The following is a 14,207-nucleotide window of genomic DNA, read 5'->3' on the forward strand; positions in this document are numbered from 1 at the left end:
CTCAACCTCCCAGGTAGGCGCGACGGATCTCGTCCATGCCCCGGAGCTCGGCGGAGGTGCCGGTGAGCACGTTCCGCCCGGTCTCCAGGACCGTCGCGCTGTCGACGAGCGTGAAGGCGAGGTTGGCGTTCTGCTCGACCACGACCATGGCGATGCCGGACTCCAGCCGCAGCCGCCGGATCGCCTCGTACACGTTCTTCGCGGTGCTCGGCGCCAGGCCGAGCGAGGCCTCGTCCAGCAGCAGCATCCGCGGCTTGGACATGATCGCCCGGGCCACCGCGAGCATCTGCTGCTCGCCGCCCGACAGCGCCGAGGCGTTGGACCTGATCCGGTCCTGCAGGTTCGGGAAGAGGTCCAGGCAGTAGTCGATGTCCTGGTCGATGCCCTTGCGGTCCTTGCGGAGGTAGGCGCCGACCCGCAGGTTCTCCCGCACGGTCAGGTCACCGAAGGAGCCGCGCCCCTCGGGAACGTGCGCGATGCCCAGCGCGGCGACCTGGTCGGGGCGCAGCCCGCTGATGTCCTTGCCGTCGAAGACGATGCGGCCCCCGGTGCGGACGGCGCCGGAGATCGCGCGCAGGGTGGTCGTCTTGCCGGCGCCGTTGGCACCGAGGATGCCGAAGGCCCCGTTCTCCGGGACGCTCAGCGACACCCCGTCCAGCACCTGCACGGGTCCGTAGGACGCGGTGACGCCCTCGAGCTCAAGCAACGTCATCGGCGGCGTCCTTCCCGATGTAGGCCTCGATGACCCGGGGGTCGGACTGCGCCTCGGCGGCGGTGCCCTCCATGAGCTTGGCGCCGTGGTCGAGCACCACGACCCGGTCGGTCAGGGCAGCGATGAGGCCCATGTGGTGCTCGACGACGACGACGGTGATGCCGTCGTCGGCCCGCAACCGCCGGACCGTGGCGATCAGCTGCTCCACCTCGCTGTGCGGCAGCCCGGCGGCCGGTTCGTCCAGGAGCAGCAGCTCCGGCTTCATCAGCAGCGCCCGGCAGAGCTCCACGCCCTTGTGCAGACCGTGCGAGAGCTCGTCGGCCGGCAGGTGCGCGGCCCAGCCGAGGCCGTTGCGCTCCAGGAGCTCGAGCGCCTCGGCGCGCAGCTCCTTCTCGGCCCGCCGGGTGCGGGGCAGCCGCAGCGACCACTCCAGCGGCCCGCCCGGGAGCCGGGAGTGCGCACCCAGCAGCACGTTCTCGAGCACGGTCTCGTGCAGCTGCAGCGCGGGGTGCTGGAAGGTGCGGGCCAGGCCGTGGCGGGCCAGGGTCGCCGGGCGGGCTCCCTGCACCTGCGTGCCGTCGATCCGCACGCTGCCGGAGGTGGGCCGGTAGTGCCCGCTGATGCAGTTGAACAACGAGGTCTTGCCTGCGCCGTTGGGCCCGACGAGGCCGAAGATCTGCCCCGGCTCGACGGTGAAGCTCACCTCCTGCAGCACCTTGATGCCGCCGAACTGCAGACTCATGTCCTGCAGGGCCAGCTCAGCCGCCATGGACCGTCTCTCCCGCCGTCGGGTGTTCGCTTCGGTGCTGCTGCCGGGTGGTGCGCGTCACAGGCGCCGCTCGCGGAGGGAACCTACGGACCGCCGGTGAGATTGACAACAATCCTGGCGGGAAAGTTGTCGAGCCGTCATCCGAGCCGTGGCCGGACCGGATCCCGGGCGCCCCGGCACGGATCACCCGATGCGCTCCCCCGGCCGCAGGAGCACCGCGGCCATCGCGACGAGACCGGCGAAGCACGCCAGCAGCACCGCCTGGCCGGTCACCCCGGCCGCGAGCGCCGTTCCCACCGAGACGACCAGCGGGGGTCCCAGCAGCTGGCCCAGCGCCGACCCCTGGGTCAGCAGGCCGATCGCCGCGCCGGCCGATCGGGTGCCCGCCGACACGGCGGCCAGTGCGGCGAACAGGCTCGAGGGCACCAGGCCCCCGAGGAAGGAGAAGGTGATCGCGGCAGCGACCCGCACCCCCGCCGGGAGGTCCGGGTCGAGCACGGCCCAGGCGCCGGCCACCATCCCCGCGGAGCCGACCGGGATCACCCGCCGCAGGGCCACCCCCCGGTGCAGCAGGTAGGCCCCCAGGAAGTTCCCGGGCGCGCTGACGAGGAAGACGACGGCGCCGAGCAGGCCGGCGGTCGCCACCGAGAGGCCCGCGTCGGCGACCAGGGACGCGGGCAGCAGCCCGACGACGGCCAGGAACTGGGCCGAGTACAGCCCGAAGGCCGCGGCGATCAGCAGCACCGGGCGGGAGCGGAAGGCGGCGGCCAGCCCGCCCGCCGGCGCCCGGCCTCCTGCCCCGACCGACGGCACCCAGCGGAGCACCGCGGCGCACACGAGCGCGGCCAGGCAGGCATCGGCCACCGACGCACCGCGCCAGCCCCACAGCCCGATCGCGGGGGGTACCAGCAGTGCCGCCAGCCCCGATCCCACCGGCAGGTAGGCGCCCCAGACGCCGGCCACGAGCCGCCGGTGCACCGGGGCGGCCACCTCCGAGAGCAGCGGTGGCGCGGCGAGGATGACCATCACCAGCCCGAGCCCCTCGCCGACCCGCGCCACGAGCAGACCGGCCAGGGAGTCCACCGCCGCGCCGCCGAGGTCGGCCGCGACGATGGCGAGCAGGCCGAGGCGCACCTGGCGACCGAAGCCCAGGGTCTGCCCCAGCCAGCCGAGCAGGACACCGCCGACGGCGCCCAGGGCGCTCACCGTGGACAGGTACCAGGCCGCCGTGGCCGGGCTCAGCCCGAACTCCTCCCGCAGCACCGGCAGCGCGGCCGAGGCACCGCCGATCTGCGCGGCAGCGACCACCCCCGCGCCCATGAGGGCGGCGACCGCCGTCCAGGCGGTCCGGGTCGTCGACGGCGTCGTGGGCTCGCCGGCTCCTTCGCTCGTGCGCACGGGGCCACTGTCGCCGATCCCCGCCCGGGCGTCGTCCGCGCGGCCGGGACGCCCGGAGAAGTACGTCAAATGACCTGCGGACGCGGTCAACCGACGCACGCGGGACGGCCGGATCGGCCGCCACGAGGTGACGGATGGCTGTGTGCCGGACCACATCGACGGTCCTAGGCTGCAGGCGACCGGATGATCACCCACTCGTTCGCGGCGAGCTCCGCGAGCCGACCACCGGCCACCGGGCCACGGGCCGGCATCGCCGGTCCGCGCACGTTCCACCGACGAATGGACGGACATGACCGCGAAGAACCTGCAGGAGCTCCTCGACCAGAGCGGCGACACGGTCGGCCTGCTGCGCAACTCCCAGCTGGGCGCCTACATCTACCCGGTGGTCCCCTCGGAGTTCACCAACTGGCGGCGCGAGCAGAAGGCCTGGCAGGAGACCGCCGTCCTGTTCGACCAGTCCCACCACATGTTCAACCTGTTCATGAAGGGCCCCGACGCCCTCAAGCTGATCTCCGACACCGGCATCAACAGCGTCGCCAACTTCCCGGTGAACATGGCCAAGCAGTTCGTCCCGGTGACCCACGCCGGCAACGTGATCGGTGACGGCATCCTCTTCCACCTCGACGAGGACGAGTTCGTCTACGTCGGCCGCGCCCCCGGCGCGAACTGGCTGCAGTTCCAGGGCGAGACCGGCGGTTACGACGTCGAGATCCGCAACGACCCCCGTTCGCCGTCGCGGCCCTACGGCAAGCCGGTCACCCGCGACCTGTGGCGCTTCCAGATCCAGGGCCCGAACGCCTGGCCGATCATCGAGAAGCTCAACGGCGGCACCGTCGAGCAGCTGAAGTTCTTCCGCATGGGCGAGATGACCATCGCCGGCGAGCGGGTCCGCACCCTCCGGCACGGCATGGCCGGCGCCCCGGGCCTGGAGATCTGGGGCCCGTACGAGAGCTACGACCGGATCCGCGAGGCCATCCTCGAGGCCGGCCGCGAGTTCGGCATGGAGCCGGTGGGCTCGCGCGCCTACTCGACCAACACCCTCGAGTCCGGCTGGATCCCCTCGCCGCTGCCGGCCATCTACACCGGCGAGGAGCTGCGCCCCTACCGCGAGTGGCTCGGCGCCGACAGCTACGAGGCCACCAACGCCATCGCCGGCAGCTTCGTGTCCGGGGACATCGAGGACTACTACACCAACCCCTGGGAGCTGGGGTACGGCTCGTTCGTGAAGTTCGACCACGACTTCATCGGCCGCGACGCCCTCGAGGCGATCGACAAGGACGCCCAGCGCCGCAAGGTCACCCTCGAGTGGAACTCCGACGACCTGGCGACGCTGCTGTCCTCGCCGGTCGAGGGCGCGAAGTACCAGTTCTTCGACCTGCCGAACTCCAACTACGGCTCGTCGAACTTCGACAGCGTCGTCGACGCCGACGGCACCGTCCTCGGCGTCTCGATGTTCACCGGCATCTCCGCGAACGAGAAGAAGGGCCTCTCCCTGGCCACCATCAGCCCCGACGTGCCGCACGGCGCCGAGGTGCGCGTGGTGTGGGGCGAGCCCGACGGCGGCAGCAAGAAGACCACCGTGGAACCGCACGAGCAGTTCGAGGTCCGCGCCATCGTCAGCCCGGTCCCCTACGCCAAGATGGCTCGGGAGACCTACCAGGGCGGCTGGCGCACCGCCGGCAAGGCCTGACCCCGGGCAGCACGGGATCAAGGAAGCACCGGGCCGGGCCCGCGCGCGCAGGAGTCCTGCGCGCGCGGGCCCGGTCTCGTCCTGTGCGGGCCCCTCCGTCCGGGGGACGCCGGGCCGCGGACGCTGGGGCGTGGGTCACAATGACGCCGGTCGGACCCGCGCCGGATGAGAGGAGACGGCCCGTGCAGCTGGACGTGCGGCCTCCCGCTCCCCTGCCCGACGGCGGCCTCCCGGACGACGTGTTCCAGCACGCCCCGGAAGGCCTGGCCGTCATCGACGCCGCGGCTCGCTTCGTCGAGGCGAACCCCGCCGCCCGCGCCCTGTGCGGCCTGCCGGCGGGCCCGGTGGCCGGGTCGGCCTCGCCCTTCCCACCCCCTGCCTCCCCGGGCACGTCGGTGGAGGCCTCGGTCGAGTGGACCGGGGCACCGGACGGCCGGCGGGAGTTCGCCTACCTCCTCAACCGCGTGCCCGGGCGCGAGCAGTGGGTCGTCTCCTTCCGCGACGTGACGGTCAGCCGCCGCCAGCAGCGCCGCCTGGCCGCGATCGCCACCGCGGCCGCCAGCGTGGCGACCAAGCGCTCGCTGGTCGGCACCCTGGAGGCCCTCGCCCGCGAGGTGGCGCGCGCCGACTCCCTGGCCGCCGTCCAGGTGCTCACCGTCAACTCCGCCGGCGACCGGCTGCACGTCATGGGGTCGGCCGGTTTCGTGCGGGCCCCGGACTTCTTCGACAAGCTCATGGAGTGCCGCGCCCGCGACGCACGGCTGGTCATGCTGGAGGCGCTCGAGACCCGGACGCCGGTCGTCGTCCCCGACCGCTACGAGGCGGTCATGGGCGACCCGGCCTGGGCCCCGCTGCACGAGCTCATGGGCCGGCCCCGCTGGGGCTGGTTCGCCAGCGTCCCGCTGCTGGCCCGCGGCGAGCCGGTCGGTGTGCTCAACGCCTACTTCGCCCCGGGGCAGACGGTGGGCGAGGCCGAGCTGGAGTTCCTGCTCGCGATGGCCGAGCAGGCCGCGATGGCCGTGGACCACGCCGAGCTCCTCGAGCGGGAACGGGACGTCGCCAGCCGCGAGGAGCGCCAGCGGCTGGCCCGCGACCTGCACGACTCCGTCGTCCAGCAGGTCTTCTCGATGATGATGCAGGCCCGGTCGCTCGGGGTCCTCGTGGAACGCGGGTTGCCGCCGGCGCCGGAGAAGCTCGCGCAGGTCGCCGACGACCTGAGCACCAGCGCCGAGGACGTCCTCGCCGACCTCCGCGGCATGGTCGTGGAGCTCCGGCCGGCGACCGGCACGGGCCGGGGTCTCCCCTCGGCCCTGCGGAGCCTGCTGGACACGACCGGTGCGCGGACCGGCCTGGACACCAGCCTCGACGTCGACGACCCGGCCGGCGAGCTGCCCGGGCTGGACGCCGACCTGCTCGAGGACGTGTACCGGATCATCGCCGAGGCGGTGCACAACAGCGTGAAGCACGCGGGGGCCAGCACGATGCGGGTCCGGGTGGCGGTCACCTCGCACGGCAGCCGGCGCCGGCTCGTCGCCGAGGTCACCGACGACGGATGCGGTGTCGGGCACCGGTCCGGGCCGCCCGGGGACGGCCCCCCGGCCGGGGGCTTCGGCATGACCGCGATGCGCGAGCGTGCGGCCCGCTGGGGCGGCGTCGTCCGGGTGCGGGACCGCGAACCGGGCGGCACGAGGGTGCAGCTCACCCTCCCGCTGCTCCCGTCCCTGCCCACCGGCTCCCTGCCCACCGCTCCCCTGCCCACCGCTCCCCTGCCCACCGCTCCCCTGCCCACCACTGCCCTGCCCACCGATCCCCTGCCCACCAATCCCCTGCCCGACCCCGAGGAGACCAGCCCGTGACCGTTCCGCACCCGATCCGCGTCCTGGTGGTCGACGACCACGCGGTCGTGCGGCGCGGGGTGGTGGCCTACCTCGAGGCCCTGGAGGACGTCGACGTGGCCGGCGAGGCGGGCGACGGGCAGGCCGCCGTGGACTTCCTCGCCCGCGCGTCATCGCTGGGCGAGCTCCCCGACGTCGCCCTGATGGACCTGCAGATGCCGACGATGGACGGCGTCACGGCGACCCAGGAGATCGTGCGCCGCTTCCCGGAGGTGCGGGTGGTCATCCTCACCAGCTTCGGCGAGGTGGAGCGCGTGCACGCCGCACTGGAGCGGGGCGCCTCCGGATACCTGCTCAAGGATGCCGGCCCCGCCGAGGTGCACTCCGCGCTGCGGGCCGCCGTGCGCGACGAGGTGTTCCTCGACGCCGCGGTGACCCGCCGGCTCACCCAGGAGATCCGGGCACCGCGGACCGGCCTGGGCGTGCTCACCGCCCGCGAGAAGGAAGTGCTCGTCCTCATCGCCGAGGGCCGGTCGAACAAGGACATCGCCCGGCACCTGGTGATCAGCGAGCGGACGGCCCGCACCCACGTGAGCCACCTGCTCACCAAGATGGGGCTCACCTCGCGCACCCAGGCTGCGCTGCTCGCCGTCAAGGAGGGCCTCGTCCAGCCCCGGTGACCCGCCGCCGCGGCGGACCCCGCGTCGGATGTCGCGCCGCCGCTGCGGCATCCGACCGCCCCGGGGACGGTCAACCGCGTGATCCTCGCGGCTCCGGCAGCTCCTAGCGTTCCGGCCAGGAGACGGGCCGTCCCCCCGGCCGCCGTCCCCGTCGGCGGAGGGAGCAGCACGTGAGCGCCCCGGAGCAGGAGCTCGCGCCGGACTGCCTCGAGATCGTCTGCGAGACCGCCGGCACCCGGCTCGTGGTGCCCCCCGGCACCTCGATCCTGGACGCGGTCCGGGCCGCCGGTCTCGCCGTCACCGCCCCCTGCGCCGACGGTCTGTGCGGGGCCTGCGAGACCTGGGTGCTCGAGGGCCGGCCCGACCACCGCGACTCCCTGCTCAGCGCCGAGGAGCGGGCCAGCGGCGAGACGATGCTCATCTGCGTCTCTCGGGCCACGACCCGGCTGGTGCTCGACCTGTAGCCCGGACCAGGACGTGGTCGCCCCCGGCGGCGCGGCACGCCACGACGAATGACGTAGGCCGGCCGCGCGCGTTCGGCGAGGCGGCGGTGACATCGGTCCGTTCCACCGACCCACCCCTCTCTCTAGCGTGGACGTGAGCCAGCACACTCTTCCCCGGGAGGCCCCGAGCGCATGAGCACGTTCGTCCTCGTGCACGGTGCGTGGCACGGCGGGTGGTGCTGGGACCGTGTGGCCCCCCTCCTCCGGGCCGCCGGCCACGACGTCCACACCCCCACGCTGACCGGTCTCTCCGAGCGCGCGCACCTGCTGACGCCCCTGGTCGGGCTGGACACCCACGTGGAGGACGTGGTCCGGCTCGTCGACGTCCTCGGGCTCACCGACGTGGTCCTCGTCGGGCACAGCTACGCCGGCCAGGTGGTCACCGCCGTCGCCGACCGCCGGCCCGACGCGGTGGCGCGGCGGGTCCACCTCGACGCGTTCGTCGGCGACGACGGCGAGGCCGCCCGGGACCTGCTGCCCGAGACCGTCGAGCACCACTGGGCCCAGTCCGCCGCCGAGCAGGGCTTCGGCTGGCTGGTACCGGTGCGCAAGCTGTCGGTCCTCGGCGTGACCGACCAGGCCGACGTCGACTGGCTGACCCCGAAGCTCACCCCGCACCCGTGGAAGACCTACACCGACCCCCTGCGGCTGACCGGCGCGGCCGACCGGGTGCCCGCGGCGTTCGTCGAGTGCGTCAGCTGGATGCGGGTCTTCGCGGGCCAGGCCGACCGCGCCCGCGAGCGGGGATGGCCGGTGCACGAGCTGGAGACCGGCCACGAGGCCATGGTCACCGCGGCGCCGGAGCTCGCCGAGCTCCTGGACCGCCTGACGAAGGAGTGGGGTGCCTGAGATGGAGTTCCTGGTCCGGTCGGAGAACCGGCTGCCCGCCGACACCCCCGCCGAGCGCCGCGAGGAGCTGCGCGCCGGTGAGCGCACGCGCGCCATGGAGCTGCGCGCCGAGGGCGTCCTCAAGCGGCTGTGGCGGGTGCCCGGCCGCAACGCCACCATCGGGCTCTACGAGGCCGAGGACCCGGCCGCGCTGCACGACGCGCTGATGTCGCTGCCCATGGCCCCGTGGCTCGACGTGCACGTCGAGGCGCTGGCTCTGCACCCCCAGGAACGAGCCATCTCCGACCAGGAGCGGACGTCGTGACGGCCGCCCCCACCCTGACCGAGGGGACCCCGATGAGCAGCTCCGAGGCCGGCGGCCGGATCGACGTGCCAGGCACGCCGATCTTCGACGGGCAGACCAGCCGGCGCGGACTGCGCCTGAACAAGATGCTCATGAGCTTCCGCTCGGCGGACAACCGCGAGCGCTTCACCGCCGACGAGGCCGCCTACTGCGCCGAGTTCGGGCTGGCGCCCGAGCAGACGCAGGCCGTCCTCGACCGGGACTGGACGGCGATGATCGACCTCGGCGGCAGCATCTTCTACGTCTACAAGCTGGCCATGATGGACGGCCGCTCGATGCAGTACCTCGGTGGCGTGTTCACCGGCATGACCGAGGAGGAGTTCCAGGCGGAGCTGCGAGCGGGAGGTCGCCGGCATGGCTGAGGTGCTGTGGGGACTGGCGACGTCGCACGTGCCCTCGATCGGCGCGGCGATGGACCGCGGCAAGACCGAGGACCCGGCCTGGAAGGACCTCTTCGACGGGTACGCCCCGGCGCGCGCGTGGCTGGCGGAGCACAGGCCGGACGTGGCGATCGTCGTCTACAACGACCACGCCAACGGGCTGGACCTCGACATCGTGCCGACGTTCGGCATCGGCACCGCCGACTCATACCGCGTGGCCGACGAGGGCTACGGCCCCCGCCAGGTGCCCGACGTGATCGGGGACCCCGACCTCTCCCTGCACCTGCTGGAGAGCCTGATCGACGAGGGCTTCGACCTCACCGTGTTCCAGGAGCTGGAGGTCGACCACGGCCTGACCGTGCCGCTCTCGGTCTGGACGCCGGACCCCGGCGACGCCTGGCCCTGCCCCGTGGTGCCGATCCTGGTCAACGTCATCCAGTACCCGCAGCCCACGGCGGCGCGCTGCTACGCGCTGGGGCAGGCGCTGGGCCGGGCGATCGCCTCCTACCGGGAGGACGTCACCGTCGGCATCCTCGGCACCGGCGGGATGTCCCACCAGCTGGCGGGGTCGCGCGCCGGGTTCATCAACCCCGAGTTCGACGCCATGTGGCTGGAGAAGATCGAGACCGACCCGTCGGCGCTCGCCTCGCTCAGCCGCGAGGAGCTCATCCGCCAGGCCGGCTCCGAGGGCATCGAGCTGATCATGTGGCTGATCATGCGCGGCGCGATGAACCCGCGGGTCAGCACGGTGCACAAGCACTACTTCCTCCCGGCGTCGAACACCGCGGCCGGGATCGCGCTCCTCGACAACCGGCCCGGCTGAGCGCCGGCGCACGCGTTCCTCCCCCTCCGCACGAGAGAAGGCCACCGTGAACCGCGCTCTCACCGTCCGCGACCCGAGCACCCGCGCCTCGCTGCGGCAGACCTTCCAGACCCTCGGGTACGAGGTCATCCCGTTCAAGAAGACCCAGGAGCAGGTCCTCCAGCACGTGCCGACCGACGTCCGGCTGACCGTGACCGCCTCCCCGGCCAAGGGCCAGGACGCCACGATCGACCTCACCGTCGCGCTGGCCGGGCACGGCTACACGGTCGCCCCGCACCTGTCGGCGCAACAGGTCCGCGACCGCTCGCACCTGGCCGACATCGTCGCCCGCTGCCGCGAGGCCGGCGTGACCGACGTCTTCGTCATCGGCGGTGACCCCACCGAGACCCCGACCGAGTTCAAGGACGCGCACGCGCTCCTGGTGGCCCTGCACGAGCTGGACCACGGCTTCACCGACATCGGCATCGGCGGCCACCCCGAGGGGCACCCGAGCGTCGGCGAGGACGTGCTCTTCCAGGCGCTCGAGGCCAAGGCCGCCCTCGCCCACCACATCACCACCCAGATCGTCTTCGACCCGGCGGTCATCCTGCGCTGGGCCCGCGAGCTGAAGCGCCGCGGCATCGACCTCCCGGTGCACGTCGGCGTACCCGGCGCGGTCAGCAGGCAGAAGCTGCTCCGTGTCTCCGGCGGGCTGGGCATCGGCGAGTCGGCGAAGTTCCTCAAGAAGCAGCAGACCCTGCTCTGGCGGTTCTTCGTGCCCGGCGGCTACGACCCGTCGAAGATCATCCGGGGGCTGGCCCCCCACCTGGGCAAGCCGGACAACGGGCTGGCAGGCTTCCACGTGTTCACCTTCAACGACCTCGAACCGACCGAGGAATGGCGGACCCGGACGTTGCGGAACCTGGCCTGATGACGGCGCGGCGGATCGACGGCTCCGCCGTCGCGCGGCGGGTGCGCGACGACGTCGCCCGGGGGGTGGCCGAGCTGGTGGCGGCCGGCGGTACCGCCCCGGGGCTGGCCACGGTGCTGGTCGGCGACGACCCGGCCTCGGAGGTCTACGTCCGCAACAAGCGCCGGCTGAGCACCGAGGCGGGGATGGTCGACCACCACCGCCACCTGCCCGGCGACGTCGGGCAGGCCGAGGCCGAGGCGCTCCTGGACGACCTGGCCGCCGACCCGGCGGTCTCCGGCATCCTGCTGCAGCTGCCCACGCCGCGGCACCTGGACTCCGACGCCCTCGTGGCGCGCATCCCGGCCGAGAAGGACGTCGACGGGCTGAGCACGCTCAACGCCGGGCTGCTCGCCCAGGGCCGACCCGGACTGCGGCCGTGCACCCCGGCCGGCGTGATGCGGCTGCTCGCCGAGCACGACGTCGACCTCGCCGGCGCCGAGGCCGTGGTGGTCGGCCGCTCGCCGCTGGTCGGCAAGCCGATGGCACAGCTGCTGCTGGGGCAGCACGCGACGGTCACCACCGCCCACTCGCGCACCCGGGACCTCGCCGCGGTCTGCCGCCGGGCCGATGTGCTCGTCGTCGCCGCCGGCATCCCGAACCTGATCGGGGCCGACGCGGTGAAGCCGGGCGCCACGGTGGTCGACGTCGGTATCCACCGCGGGGAGGACGGGCTCCACGGCGACGTGCGGTACGACGAGGTGGCGGAGGTCGCCGGACTGCTCACCCCGGTGCCCGGCGGCGTGGGGCCCATGACGATCGCGATGCTGCTGGCCAACACACTGGCCGCGGCGCGCACCCAGCAGGGCCACGACGGCTGATGCACCGGCCCTGGGCCCGGTTCGACGACCTGCGGGCGGGGACGGCGCTGCTGTGCCCGCCGCCGCGCGAGGTGCTGAGCACCCGCCGCACCGCCGAGGTCGCCGCCGTGCTCGAGGCGGTCGAGCAGGCCACCGAGCGCGGCAGCTGGGCGTACGGGTACGTGGCCTACGAGGCGGCGAGCGGCCTGGACCCGGCCCTCCCGGGGCGCGACGCCGGCCCCCGGGACCTGCCGCTGATCTGGTTCGCCCTCTGCGACGAGCCGACGCCGGTCGCCCCGGTGTCCGTCCCCGCCACTCCCCCGGCGCCGACCGCCTGGCTGCCGGACGCGACCGACGGCGAGCACGCCGCGGCCGTGGCCACGGTCCGGGCGCACATCGCGGCCGGCGAGACCTACCAGTGCAACCTCACCGACCGGCTGCGGGCGACCGTCACCGACGATCCGGAGGACCTCTACGCCCGGCTGGCACTCGCCCAGCGGGGCGCGCACAACGCCTATCTCGACCTGGGCCGGCACGTGGTCGCCAGCGCCAGCCCGGAGCTCTTCCTCGAGTGGGCCGGCGACGTGGTGCGCACCCGCCCGATGAAGGGGACGGCCGCGCGCGGCCGCACGACCGGCGAGGACCGGGGACGAGCCGCCGACCTGCTGGCCAGCCCCAAGGAGCGCGCCGAGAACCTGATGATCGTCGACCTGCTGCGCAACGACCTGGGGCGGGTCGCCGAGGTCGGGAGCGTGCGGGTGGAGGAGCTGTTCGCCCTGGAGCGCTATCCGACCGTGTGGCAGCTGACCTCGCAGATCTCGGCCCGGCTGCGCCCCGGCACCGGCCTGGTCGAGCTGTTCGGCGCGCTGTTCCCCTGCGGCTCGGTGACCGGGGCGCCCAAGCAGCGGACCATGGAGATCATCGGGGCGCTCGAGCCGAGCCCGCGCGGCGTCTACTGCGGCGCCGTGGGCCTCGTCGGGCCTCCGACGGCAGCCGTGCGGGCCCGCTTCTCCGTCGCCATCCGCACGGTCGTGCTGGACCGGACGACCGGACGGGCGGTCTACGGGGCCGGCGGCGGCATCACCTGGGACTCCGACGCCGGCCGGGAGCGCGCCGAGCTGCGCGCCAAGGCGGCGGTCCTGGGGCACGACGTCACGGAGCACCGGCTGCTGGAGACCCTGGCCTGCGATCCGGTAACCGGACCACGCCACCTGGAGCGGCACCTGGCCCGGCTGGCCGACTCCGCGGAGTGGGCCGGCTTCCGCTGCGATCGCGCCGAGGTCGAGCGAGCGGTCCGCCGGGCTGCCGGTGCCGGCTCCGGACCGGCGCGGGTGCGCGTGCTGCTCGCGCGGGACGGCGGGGTCAAGGTCGAGCTGCTGCCCCTGCCGCCCTCGACGGGGGCCCCGGTGCGCCTGGCCCTGGACGACCGGCCGGTCGACTCCGCCGATCCGTGGCTGCGCCACAAGAGCACCCGCCGCGACGTCTACGAGGCCGCCGCGCTGCGGCACCCCGAGGCCGACGACGTCGTGCTGGTCAACGAGCGCGGGGAGCTCACCGAGACCACGATCGCCACCCTGGCGGTGCGCACCGGAGGCCGGTGGTGGACTCCCCCGCTCTCCTCCGGCTGCCTGCCCGGCGTCGAGCGCGGGCGGCTGCTCGAGGCCGGCCGGCTGCACGAGCGGGTGCTGACCCCCACCGACCTGCTCGGCGCCGAGGAGCTCGCCGTCCTCAGCTCGCTGCGCGGGTGGCGTCCGGCCGGGCTGGTCGTCCACCCGCCGCCAGGGCCGGCGTTGCAACCCTCCGCCTGAATGACCCCACCCACGACCGGAACCGGAGCCATGGACCCCGACCCCGACCTGCCGCGCCAGACCCTCGGCGACTTCCTCGGCGAGCTCGCCGCCCGACTGCCCGCCCCCGGCGCCGGCGCGGTCGCCGCGATCGAGGCGGCGCTCGCCGCCTCCCTGGTCGCCATGGTCGGCCGGTTCACCCCGGAGGAGGAGCACGCCGAGCTGGTCGGGTCGGTCGTCGCCGAGGCCGACGAGCGACGCGACGCCGCACTGCGCGCCGCCGCCGACGACGAGACGGCGTTCACCGCCGTCGCCGAGGCGATGAAGCTGCCGCGCGACACCGAGGAGCAGGGGGCACGGCGACGCCGGGCCATGGCGGAGGCGCAGGAGGGCGCCGCCGGGCCGCCGCAGGACATCCTCGGCATCGCCGCCGCGCTCGTGACGCTGGCCGAGCGCATCCTGCCGGTCGCCAACCGCAACCTCGTCAGCGACGTCGCCGCCGCGACCGCCGCGGCCCGCGCGGCAGCCACCACGGCGCTGCTCGCCGTGGAGACCAACCTCGCCGGACTGGACGGCGACGCCGCCCGGGAGGGGCTGCGGGCCGCGACCGACACCGCCGCGGACGTCGCGCGGCGCGCGGAGTCGGTCGAGGCGGCCGTGCGACGGGCGCTCCGTGACTGACGGGAGCA

15 protein-coding genes are annotated in these 14,207 nt (G+C 74.1%); 12 read left to right on the forward strand and 3 right to left on the reverse strand.

Annotated elements, in window-relative coordinates:
- Position 1 precedes the first annotated feature (1 nt).
- The 3 genes from DQ237_RS01395 to DQ237_RS01405 form a co-directional block, all read right to left on the reverse strand.
- The gene (locus DQ237_RS01395; protein WP_113796390.1) at positions 2-712 is read right to left on the reverse strand and encodes an ABC transporter ATP-binding protein; all 711 of its coding nucleotides are present in this window, start codon (positions 710-712) and stop codon (positions 2-4) included.
- Positions 699-1,481 carry an ABC transporter ATP-binding protein gene (locus tag DQ237_RS01400; RefSeq protein ID WP_113796392.1) on the reverse strand — a complete coding sequence of 261 codons (783 nt, stop codon included), beginning with the start codon at positions 1,479-1,481 and terminating at the stop codon, positions 699-701. Before DQ237_RS01400 ends, DQ237_RS01395 begins: the two co-directional genes overlap by 14 nt.
- Positions 1,482-1,664: 183 nt before the next feature.
- Positions 1,665-2,879: a CynX/NimT family MFS transporter gene (locus DQ237_RS01405; protein ID WP_166509445.1), complete on the reverse strand. Its 1,215-nt coding sequence runs from the start codon at positions 2,877-2,879 to the stop codon at positions 1,665-1,667.
- Between the two features lie 289 nt (positions 2,880-3,168).
- On the opposite strand from DQ237_RS01405, the gene DQ237_RS01410 reads away from it, so the two are divergent.
- The 12 genes from DQ237_RS01410 (at position 3,169) to DQ237_RS01465 (ending at position 14,199) form a co-directional block, all read left to right on the forward strand.
- Positions 3,169-4,569, forward strand: coding sequence for an aminomethyltransferase family protein (locus DQ237_RS01410; protein WP_113796396.1), 1,401 nt, complete (start codon positions 3,169-3,171; stop codon positions 4,567-4,569).
- 182 nt (positions 4,570-4,751) lie between these two features.
- The gene (locus DQ237_RS01415; protein WP_240619318.1) at positions 4,752-6,425 is read left to right on the forward strand and encodes a histidine kinase; all 1,674 of its coding nucleotides are present in this window, start codon (positions 4,752-4,754) and stop codon (positions 6,423-6,425) included.
- The gene (locus DQ237_RS01420) at positions 6,422-7,084 is read left to right on the forward strand and encodes a response regulator transcription factor (RefSeq protein WP_113796400.1); all 663 of its coding nucleotides are present in this window, start codon (positions 6,422-6,424) and stop codon (positions 7,082-7,084) included. Before DQ237_RS01415 ends, DQ237_RS01420 begins: the two co-directional genes overlap by 4 nt.
- 170 nt (positions 7,085-7,254) lie before the next feature.
- Positions 7,255-7,548 (forward strand): 2Fe-2S iron-sulfur cluster binding domain-containing protein, encoded by a 294-nt coding sequence (locus DQ237_RS01425; RefSeq protein ID WP_113796402.1) that lies wholly within the window; start codon positions 7,255-7,257, stop codon positions 7,546-7,548.
- Between the two features lie 171 nt (positions 7,549-7,719).
- Positions 7,720-8,436 (forward strand): alpha/beta fold hydrolase, encoded by a 717-nt coding sequence (locus tag DQ237_RS01430; RefSeq protein WP_113796403.1) that lies wholly within the window; start codon positions 7,720-7,722, stop codon positions 8,434-8,436.
- 1 nt (position 8,437) lies between these two features.
- A complete protein-coding gene (locus tag DQ237_RS01435; RefSeq protein ID WP_113796405.1) occupies positions 8,438-8,740 on the forward strand; it encodes a muconolactone Delta-isomerase family protein in 303 nt (100 codons plus the stop codon).
- Positions 8,737-9,141: a protocatechuate 4,5-dioxygenase subunit alpha gene (gene ligA, locus DQ237_RS01440; RefSeq protein WP_240619319.1), complete on the forward strand. Its 405-nt coding sequence runs from the start codon at positions 8,737-8,739 to the stop codon at positions 9,139-9,141. The genes DQ237_RS01435 and ligA overlap by 4 nt, the downstream gene beginning before the upstream one ends.
- Positions 9,134-9,982, forward strand: coding sequence for a class III extradiol dioxygenase subunit beta (locus tag DQ237_RS01445; RefSeq protein ID WP_113796407.1), 849 nt, complete (start codon positions 9,134-9,136; stop codon positions 9,980-9,982). The genes ligA and DQ237_RS01445 overlap by 8 nt, the downstream gene beginning before the upstream one ends.
- Before the next feature lie 46 nt (positions 9,983-10,028).
- Positions 10,029-10,892: a methylenetetrahydrofolate reductase gene (locus DQ237_RS01450; RefSeq protein WP_113796409.1), complete on the forward strand. Its 864-nt coding sequence runs from the start codon at positions 10,029-10,031 to the stop codon at positions 10,890-10,892.
- A complete protein-coding gene (gene folD, locus DQ237_RS01455; RefSeq protein WP_113796411.1) occupies positions 10,892-11,752 on the forward strand; it encodes a bifunctional methylenetetrahydrofolate dehydrogenase/methenyltetrahydrofolate cyclohydrolase FolD in 861 nt (286 codons plus the stop codon). Before DQ237_RS01450 ends, folD begins: the two co-directional genes overlap by 1 nt.
- Positions 11,752-13,539, forward strand: a complete 1,788-nt coding sequence (pabB, locus tag DQ237_RS01460; RefSeq protein WP_113796413.1) for an aminodeoxychorismate synthase component I — start codon at positions 11,752-11,754, stop codon at positions 13,537-13,539. The genes folD and pabB overlap by 1 nt, the downstream gene beginning before the upstream one ends.
- Positions 13,540-14,199 (forward strand): cyclodeaminase/cyclohydrolase family protein, encoded by a 660-nt coding sequence (locus tag DQ237_RS01465; RefSeq protein ID WP_240619320.1) that lies wholly within the window; start codon positions 13,540-13,542, stop codon positions 14,197-14,199. It abuts the gene before it with no gap.
- Positions 14,200-14,207 lie beyond the last annotated feature (8 nt).

It is taken from the genome of Blastococcus sp. TF02-8 (assembly GCF_003319175.1).
In the GTDB taxonomy this organism is placed as follows: domain Bacteria; phylum Actinomycetota; class Actinomycetes; order Mycobacteriales; family Geodermatophilaceae; genus Blastococcus.